This is a genomic window from Vibrio sp. MMG023 (assembly GCF_021654215.1).
Taxonomy (GTDB): domain Bacteria; phylum Pseudomonadota; class Gammaproteobacteria; order Enterobacterales; family Vibrionaceae; genus Vibrio; species Vibrio jasicida.
In genome coordinates this window covers 142,689-165,545 of the sequence record NZ_JAKFZP010000002.1, presented here as the reverse complement: position 1 = coordinate 165,545, position 22,857 = coordinate 142,689, and the positions used below count along the sequence as shown (strand labels likewise).

The following is a 22,857-nucleotide window of genomic DNA, read 5'->3' as shown; positions in this document are numbered from 1 at the left end:
GGGCAGGTTGATACCTGGAGCCCTTCTTTTAGTGCTTGTTGTGAACTATAAAGCGGGAGTGGCTTGCTGTTCACCAGCTGCTTTTAAGCGTTCGATTTCAGATTCCGTTTGCCACTTGCCGTTGTATAGGTACTCTCGCTCTGGGAGCGGGGCTTTCGAAGCCCTTAAATCAAACACCTCATCGGTTTTATATTCTCGACTACAAACAGGAATACTAAACAGTCTTGATTCTGGCTTTGCTTCAAACAACTTTTTATGGTCATCGACCTCGGTACAATTCAGTTTGTAGACCTTTGACAGTTGCGCGACCATGGATTCTAAATCCGCTTCAGTTTTAAAGAAAACATAACAATCGAATCGATCTTGTGAGCGAAAGATAGTCTTATGAGCAGTATCTCGATATCTGCATATGTCATGCTTAAAATAGAACTGGATCACTTTCCTTTTCTTGTTGTAGTCCGCAAAAAGCCAATCTTCTCGTTCGCCCACTTTAACTTCTGTTCGTTCATCAGGCTGGCGTTTTAACATACCAAATGAAAGCAAAATGAAGGCACCTGCTCCAGCTAATGCCATCGGACCAACCAGTGCTACCATAATCACACACACCACTGCACCTATCCAGCCAACAGCTTGCGTAGCGGTATTTACCCATTTAGGCATATTGCGACGCTTTTTGATCACAAAGCCTTTGCTAGAAAAAATATAGTCATAGCGATAATCGAGGCCAAACAAAAGGTAGCTGAGTCCGTACCCCATTATTAGTACACCAACAGCAACATACCCCATCAGAGGGTCTTGGCCTAAGGTATACCAAAACAAGAAAAGAACCACTGACATGATGGCAATTGGAACTAAGCTGTCAAATATATATGCAAAACGATTCGTTTCCTCGATATCATATTTACGCCATGTTGTTAAATTGTCTCCTGAGAGGATCTCTTGCTCTTGCGCCTCTTGATAAACCGCCAACTCTTCTGGGGTGATATAAAATGGTGAATATGCCAAGGGTTACTCCTTGGTTGTATTCAGTTCTGCTTTGCGTTGGTCGATTTCCGCTTCGCTTAGCCATAAGTCACCACGCAAGTATTTTAGTTCGGGTAATGTGGCATTCTGATTTCTCAGGCTATCTACTTCGCTTAGTAGATATTTAGTTCCTCTTACTGGAATATCTTGAAGTTTTTCGTACATTAGGTCTGTATTGAAAAGCTGTTTAATATTGTTTTCTTCAGAGCATTCGATGTTCCACTTGTTAACGAACAACTTCAACAAGTAATCCACTTCTGATTCAGTTTTGCAAAATATATAACTACGACCACGAGTTTGGTTTCGACTGACTTCTGTATGCTCAATGTCAAAGAAATAGCAGTCGTCAAATTTGTGATAAATCACAATGAGTTTTCGCTGTTTGTTGTATTGAGCAAACAATGAATCTTTGCGAAGCCCCACTCGTACTTCAGTTTCTTCTTCAGGTTGGCGCTTCAGCATGCGAAATGAAACTAAAATAAATCCACCAGCACCGACTAGAGCCATTGGTCCTACTGCGATTACCATAAATACGCAGACTACTGCTCCAAACCAACCCATCACTTGCGCTGCTGAGTTCACCCAACTAGGGAGATCACGTCTCTTTCTCAAGACCATGCCTTGCTCGGATATGGTGTAGTCATAACGATTGTCTAAACCAAATGTAAGATAAGAAACACCGGACATGATTATCGTTAAGCCTGATAATATGTAGGTCAAGAGCATCTGACTACTATCGTGGAGAAAGTAGGTAAGGAAAAATAATGGGCTGACTGCGGCTATAGCAATTGATAAGTATAAGTATCGAAAAGGCTCTTCAATATCGTGCTTGTGCCAGGTTGTGAGCTCTTTCCCTTTTAGAATTTGTTGCTCTTGTTCTTCTTGATAAGCCGAAAACTCGTCTGGCGTGATGTAAAAAGGTAAATAAGCCAAGGGTTACTCCTGTAAGCTAAGTTCACTAGTATCTGAAGTTAATGAACTTCTGATCGTTGCTTGTTTAGTATTGTCTGAAATCGCCGTATAAGTTGCACGCTGTTTTGCATTATTTTGGAACCAGTACTTACGGCTTAATTCGTTTTCATCATCGAGGATGTATTCTATCTCAAATGCTAGATAGTCAGCTGAGTCTTTCATAGGTAAACTCAATTTATACACGCTTTGAGAGTTTGCGGAGTTCATCGGGCTATTCAAGGTTTCTAGATCTACTCCGGTGTACCAAGTTCCTGATATCAATTCTCCCTTAGTTACAGAAGTATTTGTCCGAAGTTTAATTCCATCTCTTGCTATTTTGGTAGGAACTTGGATATGCAACTCAACACCAAACAGCTCCTGCATTGCTGATGGGTATTGCGTTGATGAATTGGGAACAACCCGCATCATTGGCACTTGGTAGATTGATGGTTTATCTATGATGGTTTGTAAATCAAATAGTGCCTTTTGTACTAATGAAGAGTTGTGTTTTTCTCGTTCTAACAGATCTGGAGACTGACTCCATTGTGCTCTGGCGGAATGATATCCCCACGGTAATTTATCTAACCATTTTTGAAAATCGTCTTGTTTGAACTTGCTCATTACATAGTTGCTCAAAAGGTAAATTGCAGTTAGCCCCATAATGACGAACATGATTGGCCCACCGAAAAGAACGTTTGCTGACCATACGCCAGTTATTCCTCCTACAGCTTGAAAGGTCCCTACTGCTGTAAGTCCAACTAAAGAAGAAAAGTTGAAGTATCCCGCAATTTTTGCAGTGCCATTCAAACTATCAAGTTGTTGTAACGACCGGTAAGCTTCTATCCCTGAAGCTAAAGCACCTATTATTCCTGTTACCGCAAGCCATTTGTTGAAAATTTTAAGATCACTCAAAGAAGAAATAGGTATTGTGGTATCACGTTTCGCCATTTCTTTTAGGGCAGATAAAGAACGTGCTCGTAGCGTTTTATCTACTCTTACGTTGTCCCAAAGTTTACCAGTGCGAATTCCCGTCCAAGCGTTTACTGTATAAAAAAGCTTTTGCTGAATATCCAAAAATTCATCTGAGGACATTAACCCCGTGTCTTGGATACTACTCACAGCATCACCAAGCGCGATGCAGTTGAATATTAGTGCTAAAAAGCCTAGGCTACCTGCATTCTCGAACAGTTTATTCAAATCATCGAGCTTATTCATAGCGATCCGAGTTCTAAGCTCGACGGTTCTTTGCGGTAGATTATCGGGTAATTCAATATACTGTGGGTACTCCAATGTAGTCACAGCGAGTGCCTTCTTAATTCTCTTTTTATTTTTTAAAGCTGTTGTGTATTTAGAGTCGGCTTTGCGGTTGTTTTTCTGGAAGTCAGCAATGATCACATCGTTTTTCTTGAGCTCATTTAGGTAATCATTTACGCGTGTTTTCCATTTTTTAAAATCGCGAGCGTAGCTTTCATTTATAGTCACCGGCATATTGTGTGCCATATGCTCTGCAATAATGGCAAACAAATAATAGCTATGACGGTTCAGAGGTTTAGCGAAAACAGGCATCAGTAAAATCGATGCTTGTGAGGTCAAGCTAACGCCAAACTCTATAACGCCTTTTGCAAGCGCACCTATTGCAGATTTAAAGATAATATCGAGCTCTTGGAAACCTTTAGCGATATCCTTGAGAAAGTCCGTTTCCGCTGTGTTTGGGTTGGAAACAAAGTCCATGATTTTAGAGTACATACTCACGCGGTTGCTAGTAGCAGAGATCTGGTCCATCAGCTGATTATCAGCATCAGAATTTTCTGAGGCGATCGACTGTTCATTCTGCGCCTCAGTAATATTCTTCTCTATTACTTTAAATAAGCTTCGGCTAAACCCAGAGGCATAGAGAGCAAGTAAACTGGTTGGTTTCTCCCATTGGCTTTCAGCCCATTGGCGGTCTTCTTCTTGTACCACCAAAGTAAATGATTCAACGGCTTGCTTGTGCAGTTGATACAAGCTGTACTGCGTGTCTTCGCTGTATAGGTCGAAGGTTCTCTCGAGATGATGAGGTGTCAAAGATTCCATTACAGCAATAAAGTCGCTTTTTACCGAGACAACTTGAGCTAGCATGGTTTCTTTTTGTTCTGACAGCTCTTGCATTTCGCTCAGCATTTGCTTCCAGTTGAGCTGCTTGCGCCAGCGTTCAGTCGCTATCCATTGTTCGTATTTACCAAATCGACTCGCAGAAATTCGATATTTGTCCTGTATTGCTTTGGCAATGTCACTTTGGGTATGTTGGTGTGATTCAATCGCTCCAGCGGAAAATTTAGCAGGATAGCCTGATTGAACTGAGCTTTTGTTTTGTTCTGCCAAATCGAGTTGACTAGATGAGTCATAATATTCTGCCATGTCGGTATAAAACGACAGCTCTTCGCCGTTACGCTTAACGCTAGCTGGCATGTCTATCTCGTCACTTGCCCCGAACATGCACAGCTGCATGGCGGTCTGCATCAAGTTCCACTGGTTTGAAAACTGGTCAGTGAAAAGGCGGTAAGGGCTTGCGGCACCAACAAAATGCAGTGATATATCTTGAATGTCTGCGGCGTAATCTTTTATCGCGACGAAGTAGCCTGACTCTTCTTCTGGAATCGCAGAGGTTAAGTCACTCTCGGCTGCGACAGGTTTAAAGTCAGAGCCATCTTCGTCAGCTTTGGTGGCGATGCCAGAATCGGCAAAGCGCCCATCATCAACGGCAGAAGATTCAATATCAGCCACTTGAGTTAACTTATCGATTGGTGCAATGTTGTGCTGATTCTCGTTTGCAGACAGAACAACAGTCTGCATGCGATCGATATGGTTGCTCGGATTGTTAAGGACGCGCATGAACATGTTCCATGTCCAACGGTGTTCAGAGTAACAAATCGACAGCACGCTCCCGTCTTCGTAGGTAAGGAAAGGTTTTGCCCCTTCTGGTGTCCCACGCTGTTCGGATTCTGGGCTTTCCGACTCTCCCAGCTTGTAGAGCGTGAATTGCGTTCCTTTGATTTCGTATTCGTCTAGGCTTTTGTTGATTGCATCATAGACATACAACCAACCATCGCGAAGCTGACGCAAGGTGTAGCCAACGGTATTGAGTTTGGCTGGGCCTTGGCCTTTCCATTCATCAGGCAAACCAAAAGGTTGTGTTTCTTCTGTTTCTAGCTGATCGATAGCGTAGCGAACAGGGATGAAGTGTGCCGGTAGAGCCTCTGTTGGTTCTTTCTCGGTTTTTAGGTTGAGAGGTTCTGGTTCAGACGGCGGTGGCGGATCGATTTTTTTGGTTTCTCCCTCCCAAAACATACTGCGCTCTGGAGGCGAGCCAGCCATATCATCGGATGCGGTGGTTGGAACGGTATTCAGAGATTTCAACGTGCCATCGCTTTCAAATGCCTGAACAGCTTCTTCGTGGGTATAGCTGTTGTCGTGCCAAAACATCGAAGTTTTTGGAGGAAGTGGATTACTCATCGTCAGCCTATGTTTAAGAGTTTTACTCCATTAGGCAAATATCGCACCAAAATAAAACAACTAAAAATCAGTGGGTTATTCCTTGCGTGATTCTGCTTTAACCAAAAAGTTGTTTGTTTTTCCAATAAGTTGGTTGGCCCATACCATTTTTTGTATCGATAGGGCTTAAGGGTGACTTAGAGCCTAATTGTGAGTTGTGATAGGGACTATTGAGAGCTGTATACAAAAAAAAGGCCCCGGAGTTACCCCAGGAGCCTCTCTAGTATCTGTTTCTAGTACGATTTTTGGGGAAGCTGATGGCTTAAAAAGGGAATATGAAGTTCAGAGCATCGGTTTTATTACCATCGATTACTGTAGGGGGAGCTTGAGCCCCCAAATCGCTTAGTAGTTTCTGGTCATCAGGCCAAGGATGGAAGCGCTATTCTCATCGAAATGCAAAGTGACGGACTTCGTTTCTCCTTGAGCGAATTTATCGCCCTGTTCAATCGAAGAAGGGGATAAGTACACTTGGCCACCAAAGTACGCTTTGATTTGAGATGATTTGAGCTTAATACCACCGCCTGAGTTGTTGGTAATAACGGCTTGAATCATACGCTTACCAGAAGGGCTGCTGAATATGTCGTAGCTCTCTATCGTGAAGTAACTGTAAGAAGGCATATCTTTAGTGTGTTTAGGCTCTGGTACAAAGGTGGAGCCAGAAACCGACCTCACGAATTGCATGGTGTCTTGCGATTGAGAGAGGCTATCTTGGATATCGCCAATTTTGTTTTTAATGTTATCAATGTCATCTTTGCTTTCCGCACTTGCACTCGAGGCAAAGGCACACAACAGCATTAAGGTGGTTACATAGTTCTTGTTTGACATACTTATACTTCCTATTTTAATTATGCGAAATACAGTAAAATTGATTTAGATCAATTATGTCAACGTTGAGTCAATTCAGTAATTTGTATTCCTGCGCTCATGTACATGACTAGATATCACGTGCTTGCTTACCTTAATCCGATTATAGGAAGGGATACTCGGATGCTCTAGAAAGGCGGTTCTCTGAGGGGGTAGTTTCTAGTGTGAAGTTCTTAATGGCATCGCAGTGATAGTCACAAACGAAAGACAAAACAAAAGGGCTCCAGAGTTACCTCTGAAGCCCTTTTTTCTATTCAAGCTCTATTGAATTAACGGCGCTTAGGTTTGCGTTGACCCGCTGGTTTGCCTTGTCCTTGAGGACGACCTTGACCTTGTGAACCTGCACCGTTTGAGCGGCTTTGGCTGTTGCTACCAGGACGTGATCCCGTATTAGGACGCTGACCGTTTTGGTTGCCACGACCTTGGCCGTTTTGACCACCTTGCGCTTTACCTGAACCGTTGCGGTTGCCAGATGGCTTGCCGTCGCGAGAGCCGCCTTCTGAGCGTTTATTCAAGTGACCACCGAAACCCGGTTGGTTCTTGGTGTGTTTGGTCGCAAAACGGTTTGCACCGTGACGACCAGACTTACGACGCTGTGCTGGAGTTTGCGCATCAATGTCTTCTGCTGGAACCAAACAGTTCGGTTTATCACCAATCAGGTGTTTTTTACCCATGTTGATCAGCGCTTCGCGGATCATTGGCCAGTTCGCTGGATCGTGGTAGCGAAGTAGGGCTTTGTGTAGGCGACGCTGACGTTCACCTTTCGCCACTGGTACATCTTCACGTTGTTTGTACTTCACGCGTTTCAGAGGGTTTGTCTCTGAGTAGTACATCGACGTTGCGTTACACATTGGCGATGGATAGAAGTTCTGTACTTGGTCACATTCGAAGTTGTTCTTCTTAAGCCATAGTGCCAAGTTCAGCATGTCTTCGTCTTCTGTACCTGGGTGTGCTGAGATGAAGTAAGGGATTAGGTATTGTTTTTTACCTGCTTCCGCGCTGTACTTCTCAAACATCTCTTTAAAGCGGTCATAAGTACCCATGCCCGGCTTCATCATCAGATCCAGTGGACCTTTTTCTGTATGCTCAGGTGCAATCTTTAAGTAACCGCCGACGTGGTGCGTCACAAGCTCTTTCACGTACTCTGGTGATTCAATCGCGAGGTCGTAACGTACGCCAGATGCGATCATGACTTTCTTCACGCCTTCTACTTTACGCGCTGCACGGTAAAGATCGATGGTGTGCTTGTGGTCCGTGTTTAGCTTGTTACAGATACCCGGGAACACACAAGAAGGGCGACGACAGTTTGCTTCTGCTTTTGGATCGCTACAGCCAAGACGGTACATGTTTGCCGTTGGACCACCCAAGTCAGAAATCGTACCGGTAAAGCCAGGCACTTTGTCGCGGATTTCCTCCAACTCATTGATGATGGATTCTTGTGAACGGTTCTGAATGATACGGCCTTCGTGCTCAGTAATCGAACAGAAAGAACAGCCACCAAAACAGCCACGCATGATGTTAACCGAGGTTTTGATCATGTCGTAAGCAGGGATCTTTGCTTTGCCATACATAGGGTGAGGAACACGCGCGTACGATAGGCCGAATACGTAGTCCATCTCTTCCGTAGTCAAAGGAATTGGCGCTTGGTTTACCCAAAGTTCACGGTCACCATGACGTTGCAGTAGAGCACGACCCGAATATGGGTTGGTTTCTAAGTGCAGAATACGGCTGGCATGCGCATAAAGAATACGGTCATTGTGCAGCTTTTCGAAGGCAGGTAAGCGCACCGCTGTATTCGCAGCATCATGACGTGATGGGCGAATCGTGATTGGCTGTGCAACAGGCTCTTCTTTTTTGGTATCGCACTGAGTTTCCACTTCGTATGGGTTCTTTGGTACGAACGCTTCTTTACGAGGTTTCTCAATACGAGAAGAATCAATAACGGTGTAACCTTCTGGTTCGGCTGGCAGGTTAACCGCAGTACCGCGAATGTTGGTCATGGTCGAGATGTCTTCGCCATCAGCAAGACGGTGCGCGACTTCTACTAGGGCACGCTCAGCGTTACCAAAAAGAAGAATGTCTGCTTTTGCATCGAACAGCACAGAACGACGAACTTTGTCTGACCAATAATCGTAGTGAGCAACACGACGCAAGCTGGCTTCGATACCACCAAGAACAATAGGTGTGCCTTTGTAGGCTTCACGACAACGTTGTGAGTACACCAAGGTTGCACGATCGGGACGCTTGCCGCCTTCGTTGTTTGGTGTGTAAGCATCATCGTGACGAAGCTTTTTGTCCGCCGTGTAACGGTTGATCATGGAGTCCATGTTACCCGCAGTGATCCCGAAGAACAGATTTGGCTTACCAAGCTGCATGAAAGCATCTTTGTTGTTCCATTCTGGTTGAGCAATGATACCGACACGGAATCCTTGTGCTTCCAACAGACGACCAATGATTGCCATACCAAAGCTTGGGTGGTCCACGTACGCGTCACCCGTGACAATGATAATGTCACAACTATCCCATCCTAGGGCATCCATTTCTTTGCGGCTGGTCGGCAAGAAAGGTGCCGTACCAAAACACTCAGCCCAGTATTTTTTGTACTCATGAATAGGAGTAATGTCGTTGGTCATATTTTGCTCTCTGTTCCAGGGAGCGCGAATTATAGCGATTTGATGATCAGGTATCTATACCCAAGTGATTATATAAAGCTTAGTTCGACTAGATTTATTTGGAGATGAAAATCACTCTCAATTCCATCGCTGACTTTTACGCCATTATGTCCTTCAATCCCTTATGGTTATTGAGTTTTTTAACCTTGTAAAAATTAGCAATAAGCAATGGTGTGCTTATCGAATTCTGTTCCTATAATTGTATTAGTGCATACTAAAATGCACGCGCTTGTTGACTGAAACGCGCCGTAAACATCGTTGATGTTTCAAATTGTATTGACCGATTTGCAATCAAAAAACTACAGCAAACAATCGTCATACATGGGTGGCGCTCTCAAAGTCTTAAGCCGATACAATAGGGGGCTAGGTTATGAGTGAAATGCTATCCGTAGCACAAGGAGAAGTGCAGCCTGCGTCCGGTCATTCTCAAGTGATCGAGTGGTCTTATGATATAGAGACACATGAGTTTGAATGTGACCAGCAAAGCATGATGTCTGTTTTGGGCTTAAAACAGACAGTGAATAGTTTGGATGATGTTTTTCAATACATGTTGCTTGGTCAGGGTGACAGCGCGAAGCAACACATCTTAGATGTAGAACAAAATGGTGGGCATGGTAAGTTTTCTGGTTGCCTGATGCTAGATAATGATCGACTCGTGCATGTAGCGTTGAGCTTTGAGCGCCTTAACGGTCATATCGTGCAAGGTGCCATCATCCCGCAATTGAGTATTACCGGGTGCGAAGAGTTAGCCAAAATTCTGGAAACCATTTTCAATTTACCCAACGTAGGCGTTTTGGTCGCCGATCAAGACACTCGCATATTAGGCTGCAACCAAGCGTTCGAGCAGCAAATGGGTTATGACAACCGTGACCTTGTTGGTCTGAAAACCCATATTTTAAGTTCTGAACATCATAGTAAAGCGTTTTACGAACAGATCTGGCAAGACATTGATACTGAAGGTTTTTGGAGTGGTAACCTTCTTAGTCGTACCGTGAATGGGAGTAACCAAGCGCATCATCTTTGCATTTATCGGTTAGTGTTCAATTCTGGTCGTACGCTTTACCTCGGTTTTTCTACCGATATTTCTGCCTCATTATTGTGGATGAAAAAGGCCAGTGACCAACCTCAACAGTGGACTACTTTTCTTCCCCCTCGCGAAGAGTTTGAACAACAGTTAGCACGATTAGTGGATGAAAATAGCCACAAAGATCTCAATATCATCGTGACAATTAGACCGAAATTCTCACAGCAGTCCCTACTTGAGCAGCAGTTAGGTTTTTCCGATTTTGTGATGCGAAGTCGCCACGCCAGTATTGCGGGTCAGTTGTCGCGGGACGTATTTGTAGTGTGTTTGCAAACGCCTCGATGCCAATGGTTAAGCCCACTGCGTCTTATTCAGATTGCGTTACGAGGCTTTTTTTCGGAATTAAGAAGTGAGTTGGGATCAAGTATGCATGATGCAATAGTAGAAGGACAAACTGGTGTATCGGTGCTCGGTTACGATACTGATAATCCAAAACAAGCACTGGTGCATGCAGCGCAAGCGATGGTTTCCTCTCCGAGTGGAGGCCAGAACTACTTCAGTTTTTATAATAGTGAACTGCATGATGAACTCGTCAAGCGTCATCATCTCGAAGCCTTTCTAAGAACACAAATTGAGAGCCAACTTGTTGATGTCTATTATCAGCCGATCATTGAAACACGTACGGGCAAAGTGGTGAAGTTCGAAGCGTTAGCGCGTTTCTATCATCAGAATAAAACCTATGATACCCAAGAGATGATCGCAGTTGTCGAGGATTTAGAGTTGATTGCTGCGTTGGATGATCTCGTTTGCCGCACAGCACTCAAGCAACTTCCTCATATCCAGAAAGTTTATGGAGAAGAAATAGGATTAACGTTGAATCGTTCACTGAATACCAAGTTGGATGCGCTGCAAGTTTTGCAAAGTTCCTATGATTTGATTGCTGGAAGTGGTGTTGATCCGAATCGAATCACTATCGAACTCACGGAAACTGCGTATTTTGAACAAGATAAAGAGCATACCCTTGCTTTGAGTGAACTGCGTGACAAGGGCATCAAGATCGCTATTGATGATTTTGGTACTGGCTACTCTTCCTTTTCTTACCTTGAAGAAGGGCAGTTTGATCTGCTCAAAATAGATCGAAAATTTATCAGAGGTATCGAAGAAGGGAGCACTCGTTACAACATCGTCAAAATGATCACTGAGTTAGCACACAAGCTTGGCGTGAAAGTGGTTGCTGAAGGGGTTGAGTCGCAACAAGAACTAACAGAGCTTGCAGACCTTGGTGTTGATTTTATGCAGGGTTTTTTGTTTTCTCAAGCGGTACCTGTGGTGCTACTGGACAAGCCACAGTGTCACAAAAAGCACTTTAACAACGTGAAAGTAAAACCGACGCAAGATGCACCACTGATGTCTCTCAGCCATACCGATGTTCGTCGACTTGATCCGGGTGAGCCATTGTCACTCGCCGTTGAGTACATGAACTTGAGCCCGACGGCGCCTTTGGTGGTCATTAATGAAAAGCAATGCGTTGGTCTGATTACTAAAGCTCAAATCAACTTGCACTTAACACCAACGATGGGGACTGATTTGGAATCGGAACGTGAGAATAGGATTTGGAAGCGACCAGTGAATCAAATCATGAGTACAGAGTTTGAGCTGGTGGATGCGAACTTGCCTGTCTCGACCGTTCGAGAGCTAGTGACAGCAGGAACGGCATTTCCATGGATACTTTGTGATGCACAAAATCAGTACCGTGGTTTGTTAACTCAAGAAGATGCGTTGAGTTATCTGGCAAAGAGCTAGTATTAGTTGCATCGATCTTTTATATGGGCAGTGTTGGGGACTGGTAAAAGTGCTCAATGCTGCTTTCATTCAGTTCACTGCTCATTACATACAATTACGGCACCTTTTTCTACTTCTGTAATAGTATTTGGTCGGTAAGTGGTTGGTACTGAGATGGCCATCGGTGTACCAGTTTCGTACGACAGCCCCACTTGAGTTCCGTATTTCTGATATTTCGTTTGAAAATCCATCATATTTCTTGAGCGAAATGGCTTTAATGTTCCTAGGTTGAGTCCTTTCTCTTTGCAGAACTGTTCCGCTTCAATTGGTGAGAGTGTATTTACTTCATTGGTGAAGACGTTATTGTCATTTTTATTCCATTGCTTGGTTAGATAGACGAACTGTCCATCTTTGCTGACAAATCCTCCTGAACCTGAGTAGTTGATTACGAGGTTCGCTTGTTGCTTTGTATCTTCCCTGTTACCACCGATAAAGATGATAGACGTAGGGATGTTGTTTGTATTTGCTTGTTCTGGTTTATCAAAAACAAAAATGAGTTTTGACGCGACTGGTTCAGAGTTCGCCTCACTTATGCTTTGAGGTTGAATTGGCTCAATATTGTTAAATACATACGTGTGCTCATAACCAGAGTCGAGTTCTGGGTAAATTTCGATGGCATTGTTATTATGATCAATTAGATAGCTACGCTCTAATTTAGCCAAAGAAGTGGTGAGTAAGATGAACTTATCAATATGTCGGTTTGATGGCGCCGATGTGCTCTTATCTAAAAATGAAATCTCTAACTTAAACTGTTTACCCAGATCTTTGAGTTCGTATTGGCTTGCTAGTGTGGGTGTCGATGCCTCAACCGCGCCATCTTCGTAAAACTGTGTCCAAGATTGATTCACAAACTTGCCAGTCTCTGCGGGGTAGCCATAGGTCATCCCTCCTTTATGACCGAAGCCGTGGTTGTGCATCTTTTCGTGTAGGTAGGTTGTTTTAGGTGATGTAGCCCCTTCAGAAAACAACCTAAAATCACGTACGCTCAACCACCCATCTCCAACCGTTGCGACGCCGTTGGCTTCTCGGGTCAGCATCATGTAGGTCGCACTCGGCTTATTTGCGATAAGACTTACGTGTTTCAATGTATGTGGTGAAGTATCGTTACCTTTGAATTTAGCAAAGTGGTCAGAACTGCTTTCTATTGAACGAGTTGATGTCAGTAGCGTTTTTACTTCACACCAATGATCTTCATGCCGGATCATGCGGGTTCTTGAATTCATATAGCTTTGAATGAAGCCGATAAACCGATGGTTATAGTCATAGTTATTCATTAACTGTTTGAAGCCACGCAACTCTTTTTCATATTGATAAACGTTTTCTGTCGTTGGCTGTGCGTATTTGTCGTCATTTTGTCTGACGTCGGCATAAGCTCGTATATGTGCTTTGAACAATGGTTGCTCATCAACGAAATAAGCAGAAGCGATGGGTTCATCAAACCATTCTGGCAGTTCAAAATTCACAGCTTTAAATGGTGAGACAACCCCCGTAATGCGAAAGTGTTGTTGATTGACTCTGACTAAAGGATTATTCAAGTAGCGTGGTGTTGTGTTCAACAAATCAAAGCTTGTTAAACCGTTATGCCTAATTTTTATATCATCGATGTCATAACCTTCGAAAACGGAGCGACTTAGAGGAGATATCGCTTCTTCTACCAATGTAATCGTGTAGTCCTTAGGGATAACAGTGAATGTTTTCTGAGTTGTGACCATTGAGGGAAAAGACTCCGCAGTAACAGAGACTTTTATTTCACCTTTTTCAATTCCGGTAAGCGTTATCCCTTCCGTTGATTGAGTAAGCTCTGCGCTACCAACGGGTTCGACGCTCCAATCTAATGTTGAGCTGTTTGTTACGTTAACCTCAGAGCCGTCGGTCATGGTTGCGATAGCTTGCAGTACCAGAGGAACACCAGCCGTTATTTCTGTAAATGTTGATTCTAGAGAAAGTCGTTTTATTACGGGAGGCATGACGAACAATGTCATATGGTTTTGATGTTCTAATGAATTAAATTTAGCGAGTGCTGTAATTGTGGTCGAGCCCATATTCTTTCCAACAACCACATTTCTTTCTTGGGCGTCAAAATCGGCAAACTCTTTATTGCTAACAATAAAGCTAATCTCAGGAGAGTTCGAAATATCAATGACACTTCCATCTGACAATAGGGCGTTTACTTTCAAAGGATGCTCTAGCCCTACGGGTAAAGAAAGCTCAGTTTCATCAAAGCTGATCTCGGTAACGATAGCATCTGAAACCGTTAATGTAGCGGTACTACGCCATCTATCAGAAAGTGTACCTGTTATGTTGGTTTCACCAACTTGAATGCCCGTTATCATTCCTTTATGAGGACTAAGTTCAAATGTCGCGATGTCTGTATTATCTACGCTCCATTGAAATTCTGAGGCAGACGTAACTTCGGCAATGGAACCGTCCGAGTATGTGGCCCAAGCTTGAAATGAATGAGATAACCCTTTAGGCAATGAATCGACATTGGGAGATAAACTAAGTTTGGTCACGACAGGTTCGGATACGCTAAACGGTACTTGCGAGCGTATTTGTCCATCGTTCAGCGAGGCAATGAGCGTCGCTTGACCAGGTTTAAGCGCTTTGATGGTCAGTTTGTTCTCTTTTGTTTCTATTCGAGCAATGGTTACAGGGAGCACAGACCAAATCACTCGAGGGTCTCGTGTGACATTGATAGTGGATTGGTCTGTAAGTTCTGCCAGTGCTTGAACATGCGTTGAGAGGCCCAAGGGTATTTCATCTTTCTCGAGGGTTACATTGAGTGTAGAAAACTCAGCTGGAGTAATGACGACTGATACTTCGTCGGACAGCTCTGTGTTTTTAATTTTCGCCGTCAAGATTGCTGTCCCGGTAGAGGTAGCAAATAATTGGGTTTGATCTTGTTCTTGAATAATAGATGCCAGCGAGCGATCCCTGATGTCTAAATGGATCTCCGGCGAGTTTGTAATTTCTTGCGTTGAACTATCTGAAAATTTAGCGAACGCGAGTATTTGAGAGCTCGAACCGACAGGCAGTTCTGAATGCTCTAGGCTAAGGGACAATTCGACAGGTATGGCTTTGCTGATAGAGATTTTCTTACCTGCCTCTAAGGCGGTATCTCCATATGTGCAGTTAAGTACAGTATTCCCTACACTCATTCCTTGGATGAGGTTGGCTGGATTCCCGAGTGTGAGTTGGGCGACAGTAGAGTCTGCAATATGACACTGAAGTTCCGAAGAGTCAGTCAAATCAATGCGGTTTCCATCTGAATATTCCCCCATGACTTGAAAGGGAAGCGTTAAGCCTTTAGCTGTTGAACCTTCGTTTACCAATACGAGAGTTAATTTTGAGAGCATTGCTTCGGATACTGTGATTTCTAAGCTTACAGAGAAGGCGAGACCATCTTTATTTACTGATGCGGTGATGGTTGTGGCTCCTTGTGATTTCGCAAGCAATAAGCCGCTTGAGTTAATCGTCGCGACCTTCTCATTCGAGCTATTCCAAATCACGGTATCTGTTTCGGTAAGCCAACCGTTATTCTCTGAATCAAGGAGTTGAGCGCGTAAATAGAGCTTATCCCCTTTGGGTAGTGACTGAGATTCAGCATGAATGACTAACTCATGAGAAACCGTGGACTCTTCGTATGATAGGGAGAGGACTGGACCTTTGTTGAAATCACAGCCTGTTAACGAAAATAGACAAAAGAGAATAGAGATGAGCGTTCTGTTTTTCATGTTGTTTTTGACTTTACACTTTCATTTTATTGCAAAATGTAAAGTTCAAGCGGAGAGATTAAATAGCAGGTTTGACGGCTATTTCGCGGCGATGCTAACACGGAAAGCGAATCAGCCCCTCAAGAGATGCTGACTTGTGAACTCTGCGAGCGAGTGGTGAAGTTACGGGCTAGTCGACCATTAGGTGATTTGCTATTATCGCCACCCCAAAATGACTTTTGAGTTTGCATTCAACATGATTCAACAATTGCTGTTAACTTTTCCTCCAATGCTATTTGGCGCCCAAGCGCTGTTGACCTTACTTTTGATTAAGGGTGATATCTGCCCTGGTCAACGTGGTCGCCTGCATAAGATGTTGCCATCAATTGGCGTACTTTGGTTGGCAGTGGCGTCGCTTCGTATTGAAGCTTTCATGATCGTATTCGCGATCTTTTATTTTTACTCTCAAGTTCAGACTAAGAAGACACGTGAGAAAGGGCCATTATGGGCTCTGCATCTAGCGAACGGTTTGGCGTTCGCGTACGTGAGCATTCAACTATTTGAGCAACCGCATTGGGCGGCAAGCGCTTCAGTGGCATTGATGATCTTCTTCTTAGGTGCCGTGTTTGCGCAGTTACTTCTAGTTATCGCACGTAGCCGCTTGCAAGCATTTCACCGAATCTTACCGGTTACGGGTGTTGTTTCGGGCATGCTGTTGGTCGTAATGACGCTGTTTTCTGCTTATCAGTTGGATGAAGCGACATTGAATGGCGTGACACAACATATTCTAGCGTCACTGGCGATGCTGATTATGGCAATCGTGGTTTGGTGCTGGCATATCTTCACTCATAAAGCGCCAAACAAAGTGCAATTGGCGGCAGCGTTGCTTCTTGCTTTGGCTTCAATGACAAGCTTACAGGGTCTGTTCCTATTGGGGGCATAGACCGAATGAACTAACACTTCTGTCTTCTTTTCTTTTTGTGAGCTCGGGATTTAGATCGAGCTCACTTTCAAATCATTCGATTAAGTCTACGCTTTAGTTATAGCCTCATTCATTTCGAGAGAGTCTTGACGCACGTGCTCAACGGAATTGGGGTCAAATACCTTGTCTTAGAGGAGTGTCGCGATGGATTTAAGCAACGTAAGTAACTGGGACAGCATTATCTTGTTGGGTATCGTTAATGAAAAGCTGCGCTTAGAATGTGATAGCTTTGAAGAGTTGGTATCGATGTACGAGATGGATGTGGAATCGGTAGTGGGCAAGCTCGATATGCTTGGCTATCAATATGACCCACTGACCAATCAATTTAAATCTTACGAACGTTAGTTTCGTTTCAATTGTCGATCTTTAAGCCATCTTGATCCCATCAAGGTGGCTTTTACATTGTTGGCGAGCTGTTGCAAAGAAAGCCTGTAAGTAACGCTTCTCTTTTTCTGAGTTACGTGTTGCTGCGAACAATCTACGCCATAACCCCTCTCCAAAAGGCATGCTGGTAATCAAACCTTGGCGCGAGAACTCAGAAATCGCCCAATTTGGTAATGCTGCTACCCCCAATCCTGCTGACACCATTTGTACGAGCATTAACGTGTTGTCCGCTTGTTTCCACTTGGCTGGCTCAACTCCCGCAGGGTGTAAGAAGTGTTTGACCACATCCAATCTTTGTTTCTGTACTGGATAAGAAAGCATGGTTTGATCAGCAAGATCTTCAGGCTCAATGACGTTTTTGTTCGCTAGTGGGTGGCTAGTCGAAGTAATCAAGCGCATTTCGAAGTCAAACAACGGTTCATAATGGACTTCGGAGCGTGGCTGAATGTCTGATGTAATGACCAAATCAAGCTCGCCAGCCAACAGGGCTGGTAGAGGTTCAAAACCGAAGCCGGAAGAGAAATCGAGCGTCACACTTGGCCAAGTTAATTGGTATTCCTTCAGTGCTGGCATTAACCATTGGAAGCAAGAGTGGCACTCAATCGCCATGTGCAAACGACCGTTCACGTCCTCTTTCAAGCTTGCAAGCTCGTTTTCTGCTTTGGCGAGTTTTGGCAAGATTTCATCAGCGAGACGAAGCAAAATTTCACCTTCTGAAGTGAATTTAACGGGGCGGGTTTTGCGCAAAAAAAGCTGCCCACCAATACGAGATTCAAGATCTTTGATTTGATGAGAAAGGGCAGATTGCGTCAGGTGTAAAGCGGTTGCGGTTGCCGTTAATGAACCCGTATCCCTCAGTGAAGTGAGTGTGCGTAAGTGTTTCAACTCTATCATGAATCCCATTCATCCTTTTATGTCTGCCATGAGCTTTATTAACTTACCCATAAAAAATGGATATGTAAACGTCTAGACGTCCATTTGTTTTAGTCTAGTGCGAGTGAGATCGCTCAATATGAAATTTTTTAATAAACAAGTTGAATAATTGGATGTTGTTCAATGCGGTTGCCAGAGCGATAGTTTTAGCCATCCAGACATCTTGATAGGTTTTCTCTCGATGTTCTGACCTCAATATCAGACACTGAATAAGGAATACGGACATGGCAACGACAACGCATATTCTTGGTTACCCACGCATTGGTGAAAAACGAGAACTTAAGTTTGCTCAGGAAAAATACTGGCGTGGTGAAATCGATCAGGCGGAGCTTAAGCGAGCAGGGGCAAGCTTGCGAGCACAAAACTGGAACACACAAACAGAGGCGGGTTTGAGTTTCACAACCGCGGGTGATTTTGCTTGGTACGATCATGTCTTAACCACAACATTGCTATTGGGACATGTACCAAAGCGACACGCAAGTGGGTTTCCAGATTTAGACACACTATTTAAAGTCGGTCGTGGTCAATCTCAATCTGCTTGCGACTGTGGGGGGGCGGCAGCCTCTGATATGACGAAGTGGTTTAATACCAATTACCATTACATTGTGCCTGAGTTCAGCAAGGATGATACGTTTGAAGTCAGTTGGCCACAGCTTTTTGAAGAAGTGAATGAGGCAGTCAAAGCCGGTCACAAAGTAAAACCTGTTTTGCTTGGGCCGCTCAGTTACCTCTATCTAGGTAAGGAAGTGGAAGAAGATTTTGATCGTTTGACTTTATTGCCAAGGCTACTCTCCGCGTATCAAGCAATTCTTTCTAAACTTGCTAGTCAAGGTGTGGAATGGGTACAAATTGACGAACCGATTCTCTCGCTTGAGCTGGAAAGTAAATGGTTGGATGCGTTCAAGCTAGCTTATCAGGTCATTCGTAGTGACGTAAAAGTGTTGCTAACCACTTATTTTGATTCGGTCACGGACACGTTGGATAAAATCATCGAGCTTAATGTTGATGGACTTCATGTCGATTTATCTGCATCGCCTGAGCAGTTTGAAGAAGTGGTAGCAAAACTGCCTAGTGGCTGGGTATTGTCTGCGGGCGTGGTGAATGGACGTAATGTGTGGCGATCGGATTTAAGTGCTCAATTAGAGCGCTTACAGCCAGTTAAAGAAAAACTTGGCGACAATTTATGGGTAGCCAGTTCGTGTTCATTGCTACACAGCCCGGTAGACCTAGAGTTAGAAACGGAGTTAAGTGACGAAGTAAAAAGTTGGTTTTCTTTCGCCAAACAAAAAGTAACGGAAGTTGCCTTGCTTGGCCGTGCACTTGATGGAGACCAAAATGCGATTTTAGCTTGTGATACGTATAGTCAACCCATTAAAGATCGTAAAGCCGCTTCACATGTTAACAAACCACACGTTCAGTCTCGTTTGAACCAAATCACGGCGGCGCTCAGTCAGCGCAGTGCACCTTATGAAGAGCGTGCCGTACACCAAGCTGAAGTGCTTGGCTTGCCACTCTTGCCGACTACGACTATCGGGTCTTTCCCACAAACGGGAGAAATTCGGGTTCAGAGAAGTGCGTTCCGCAGTGGTGAACTTTCAGAATCAGATTATAAACAGGCATTGAAAGGACACATCGCTGATGCGGTGAAACGCCAAGAAGCGCTCGATCTTGATGTTCTTGTGCATGGTGAGGCTGAGCGTAATGACATGGTGGAGTATTTTGCTGAAAACCTGGCGGGCTTCCAAACCACTCAATTTGGTTGGGTACAGAGCTATGGTTCTCGTTGTGTCAAACCAGCGATTGTGGTCGCAGATATTGAGCGCATAAAACCGATTACGGTGGAATGGTCGACGTATGCACAATCGTTGACCAGCAAGCAAATGAAGGGCATGTTGACCGGTCCAGTGACGATTCTGTGTTGGACATTCCCACGTGAAGACATTACTCGTAAACAAATTGCAGACCAGCTCGCCCTTGCACTTCGTGATGAGGTCTCTGACTTGCAAGAGGCGGGTATCAACATTATTCAAATCGATGAGCCAGCGATTCGTGAAGGCTTACCATTGAAGAAGCGTGACCATAAAGAATACCTAAATTGGGCCGTCGATGCGTTTAAGATCTCTGCGGCTAGCGCAAAACCAGAAACGCAAATTCATACTCACATGTGCTACAGCGAGTTTAACGAAATCATTGATTCAGTTGCCGCGCTTGATGCTGACGTGATTACAATCGAGACATCGCGATCCAATATGGAATTACTGAAAGCGTTCGAAGACTTTAATTATCCGAATGAAATTGGTCCGGGTGTGTACGACATCCATTCTCCGAACATTCCAACGGAGGAGTGGATTGAAGGCTTACTCAAGAAAGCAGCTGAAAAAATACCGGCGCAACGCTTGTGGGTGAACCCTGATTGTGGACTTAAAACGCGTAATTGGGCAGAAACCGAAGCCGCATTAGGTAACCTTGTCTCTGCTGCTAAGAAGCTCAGAGCTGAACTCGTATAAGCGCTTAGTTTTTCAAACTGGCCGCAGAAACAAAAAAGCGAGGATATCTATCCTCGCTTTTTTATTTTATCGAGCGTCTAACTCAAGAAGATTGAGTCGCGTATTACTGTGCTTTTTGACCTGCGCTGCATGTTTGCGCTGACACCAACTCATCCGCCATTAATTGGCCGCGGGAGTTGCGTACTTTGATTCGGTACATCAAGCCCATATCAATTTGCTCACGCACCGCTGGTGTATTGCAGTAAGTGTATATACTGGTGTTCACTACTTGATTTAACGGCTTGGCACCAAGCGCATCATCGTTATAAATCATCATCATCTCAACCACATTTTTGTTGGAAGAAATGCGTAAGATTTTTAATGGACCGTATTCAAGCGGTAAACCTGCAGAAAGAACACCAGCGCGGTTAGAAGCCATCAACTCAAGTTGATGTTGCTTGTCATCACTTGATGAACAACCTGCTAGTGCACCGAATACGAGGAAAAGACACAGTAATTTTTTCATAACTTAAAACACTTTCTTGAACGGTTTTACGATGACATTTTCGTAAACGCCCGCTGCAATGTATGGATCGGCATCAGCCCATGTTTGAGCTTCTTCCAAAGAGGAAAATTCTGCTATGACTGTCGAGCCAGTAAAGCCTGCTTCACCCGGATTATCGGAATCAATGGCTGGCATTGGACCTGCAGTGAGTAGACGTCCTTCGTCTTGAAGTTGCTGCAAGCGCTCAAGATGTTGAGGGCGAACACTCAGACGTTTTTCTAATGAGTTCTCGATGTCCTGAGAAAAAATGACGTACCACATAGCATATTTCCTTAATTGGTAGGTAAAGTCCTAATTTAACGCCTTTTTTGTGCCACTCACAAGTCAACAATGGAATTTGTGAGGTTGTTCCTAGCAATTCGTTATATTAAACCAAGTTATTACTTTTGAACTGGGCGTGGTTTACCTTCGCTATCGATCGCAACATAGTTGAATGTGGCATCACAAACCATGAAGCGCTCTTCTACACCGTCGACTTTAACAGGCTTCACCCATACTTCTAGGTCTACACTCATCGAAGTTCTGCCGATCTTTGAGCATACTCCGTAACAACAGACAACATCGCCGACGCTGACAGGTTTTTTAAATGTGATGCTAGAAACCGAGACAGTAACAACTCGGCCTAAGGAGATTTCTTTAGCCAGAATCGCACCAGCTAAGTCGAGTTGGGACATGATCCAGCCGCCGAAGATATCGCCATTGGCATTAGTATCAGCGGGCATAGCAAGGGTGCGAAGCAATAATTGGCCTTTTGGTGTATGACCTTCTTGATTCATGATGACATCCTACAATCTTTATTAAGCTCAAAAATGGAGCAAATAATGCACCAAGATTTCTGGCGCAAACAACAAAACAGCGACCCTGAGGTCGCTGTAAATAATCAATGTAAGAAGATTATAGCAAAATTGAGCTTTTAATCATCAACCGAAACATCGGATGAGTTTTCTTTCTTCTCTTTTTGATCTTTTGGCATGTGCTTGTAGATGTAGAAGCCCGTAGCGATCATGTAAGCGAATGTCGCGATCAGTAAACCGAACACTTTGAAGTTAACCCACACATCGAGTGGGAGCTTAAACGCTACGTATACGTTTAGGCCGGCACAGAACGAGAAAAAGCCAACCCATGCCCAGTTGATTTTGGTCCAGATCTCTTCAGGCAAAGTGATTTCTTTACCAAGCATGCCTTTGATCGCGGACTTGCCCATAACATGACTTACGGCTAAGCCAACAGCGAACAGTGCATAGATGATGGTTACTTTCCATTTGATGAAGTTGTCATCGTGGAAAAATATGGTCATGCCACCGAAGATAGCCACCATTGCGAAAGTAACCAATTGCATCTTTTCTACTTTCTTGTATAGAGCAAACGTCAACACGATTTGAATAGCCGTTGCGATGATAAGCGCGCCTGTCGCAACATAGATATCGTGCATCTTGTATAGGACAAAGAAGACAATGAGTGGAATAAAATCAAGGATTTGCTTCATGATGCAAAAAACTACCTAGTTATTGAGTTGAGGACAGTCTAGCGGAATCTGAGGCAATGTGAATATTTATAGAATATAGAGGAAAGAAATAGCCGCATTCAGCGGCTATTTTGTTGGACAGAAGGAAGAGATTTAGGCAACGTTTTGGTAACGAGTGATGAGGTTTTTCACATCTTCCAAATAGCCTTCGCGTAACAGGTTATCGACAGTTGCTTCTAGTTCGTCATGGGACATGGTGAAGCAGGTTGATTTTCCCGTCATCAGGTTGAGGTACTGATGGTATTCTTCTTCTGTATAGTGTCCAACACGGTCTAAAAGTAAGGTTTTAATACCGTGGTGAATCAAGCCGTAATAAGTATGTCGATGAAGCATCATGGTCATCTCCTTATCAAGTTTCCCCG

16 protein-coding genes are annotated in these 22,857 nt (G+C 44.0%); 4 read left to right on the top strand and 12 right to left on the bottom strand.

All coding sequences use genetic code 11. The features are described from left to right. Positions 1–45: 45 nt before the first annotated feature. From L1076_RS05855 to L1076_RS05835, 5 genes are all read right to left on the bottom strand, one after another. Complete coding sequence (locus tag L1076_RS05855) at positions 46–1,005, bottom strand: hypothetical protein (protein ID WP_237303341.1); 960 nt, start codon at positions 1,003–1,005, stop codon at positions 46–48. 3 nt (positions 1,006–1,008) lie between these two features. Then, a complete protein-coding gene (locus L1076_RS05850) occupies positions 1,009–1,956 on the bottom strand; it encodes a hypothetical protein (RefSeq protein ID WP_237303340.1) in 948 nt (315 codons plus the stop codon). A gap of 3 nt (positions 1,957–1,959) precedes the next feature. Next, positions 1,960–5,466: a T6SS effector BTH_I2691 family protein gene (locus L1076_RS05845; RefSeq protein ID WP_237303339.1), complete on the bottom strand. Its 3,507-nt coding sequence runs from the start codon at positions 5,464–5,466 to the stop codon at positions 1,960–1,962. A 381-nt stretch (positions 5,467–5,847) separates the two neighbouring features. After that, entirely contained in the window at positions 5,848–6,330 is a 483-nt protein-coding gene (locus tag L1076_RS05840) for a hypothetical protein (RefSeq protein WP_237303338.1), read from the bottom strand. A gap of 308 nt (positions 6,331–6,638) precedes the next feature. Beyond that, entirely contained in the window at positions 6,639–9,002 is a 2,364-nt protein-coding gene (locus tag L1076_RS05835) for a YgiQ family radical SAM protein (protein ID WP_237303337.1), read from the bottom strand. 409 nt (positions 9,003–9,411) lie between these two features. Here L1076_RS05835 and L1076_RS05830 point away from each other — a divergent pair, with 409 nt between their 5' ends. Next, entirely contained in the window at positions 9,412–11,868 is a 2,457-nt protein-coding gene (locus L1076_RS05830; RefSeq protein ID WP_237303336.1) for an EAL domain-containing protein, read from the top strand. Positions 11,869–11,942: 74 nt separating this feature from the next. Here the strand turns inward: L1076_RS05830 and L1076_RS05825 are convergent, their stop codons facing one another. Then, entirely contained in the window at positions 11,943–15,641 is a 3,699-nt protein-coding gene (locus tag L1076_RS05825; RefSeq protein ID WP_237303335.1) for an Ig-like domain-containing protein, read from the bottom strand. A 211-nt stretch (positions 15,642–15,852) separates the two neighbouring features. Between L1076_RS05825 and L1076_RS05820 the strand changes: the two genes are divergently transcribed. Next, a complete protein-coding gene (locus L1076_RS05820; RefSeq protein ID WP_038871898.1) occupies positions 15,853–16,563 on the top strand; it encodes a hypothetical protein in 711 nt (236 codons plus the stop codon). Positions 16,564–16,746: 183 nt separating this feature from the next. Further along, a complete protein-coding gene (locus L1076_RS05815) occupies positions 16,747–16,947 on the top strand; it encodes a DUF4250 domain-containing protein (RefSeq protein WP_005445023.1) in 201 nt (66 codons plus the stop codon). 21 nt (positions 16,948–16,968) lie between these two features. On the opposite strand, the gene metR is transcribed toward L1076_RS05815, so the two are convergent. Next, positions 16,969–17,880 carry an HTH-type transcriptional regulator MetR gene (gene metR / locus L1076_RS05810; protein ID WP_038871949.1) on the bottom strand — a complete coding sequence of 304 codons (912 nt, stop codon included), beginning with the start codon at positions 17,878–17,880 and terminating at the stop codon, positions 16,969–16,971. A 263-nt stretch (positions 17,881–18,143) separates the two neighbouring features. Here metR and metE point away from each other — a divergent pair, with 263 nt between their 5' ends. Beyond that, positions 18,144–20,426 (top strand): 5-methyltetrahydropteroyltriglutamate--homocysteine S-methyltransferase, encoded by a 2,283-nt coding sequence (metE, locus tag L1076_RS05805; protein ID WP_237303334.1) that lies wholly within the window; start codon positions 18,144–18,146, stop codon positions 20,424–20,426. A 103-nt stretch (positions 20,427–20,529) separates the two neighbouring features. On the opposite strand, the gene L1076_RS05800 is transcribed toward metE, so the two are convergent. From L1076_RS05800 to L1076_RS05780, 5 genes are all read right to left on the bottom strand, one after another. After that, positions 20,530–20,931, bottom strand: a complete 402-nt coding sequence (locus tag L1076_RS05800) for a GspS/AspS pilotin family protein (protein WP_038871894.1) — start codon at positions 20,929–20,931, stop codon at positions 20,530–20,532. Positions 20,932–20,934: 3 nt separating this feature from the next. Next, positions 20,935–21,231, bottom strand: a complete 297-nt coding sequence (locus tag L1076_RS05795; RefSeq protein WP_038871892.1) for a YciI family protein — start codon at positions 21,229–21,231, stop codon at positions 20,935–20,937. Between the two features lie 119 nt (positions 21,232–21,350). Beyond that, positions 21,351–21,746 carry an acyl-CoA thioester hydrolase YciA gene (yciA, locus tag L1076_RS05790; RefSeq protein ID WP_038871890.1) on the bottom strand — a complete coding sequence of 132 codons (396 nt, stop codon included), beginning with the start codon at positions 21,744–21,746 and terminating at the stop codon, positions 21,351–21,353. Between the two features lie 137 nt (positions 21,747–21,883). Beyond that, a complete protein-coding gene (locus L1076_RS05785; protein ID WP_237303333.1) occupies positions 21,884–22,456 on the bottom strand; it encodes a septation protein A in 573 nt (190 codons plus the stop codon). Between the two features lie 132 nt (positions 22,457–22,588). After that, entirely contained in the window at positions 22,589–22,831 is a 243-nt protein-coding gene (locus tag L1076_RS05780; protein ID WP_038871884.1) for a hypothetical protein, read from the bottom strand. Between the last annotated feature and the right edge of the window lie 26 nt (positions 22,832–22,857).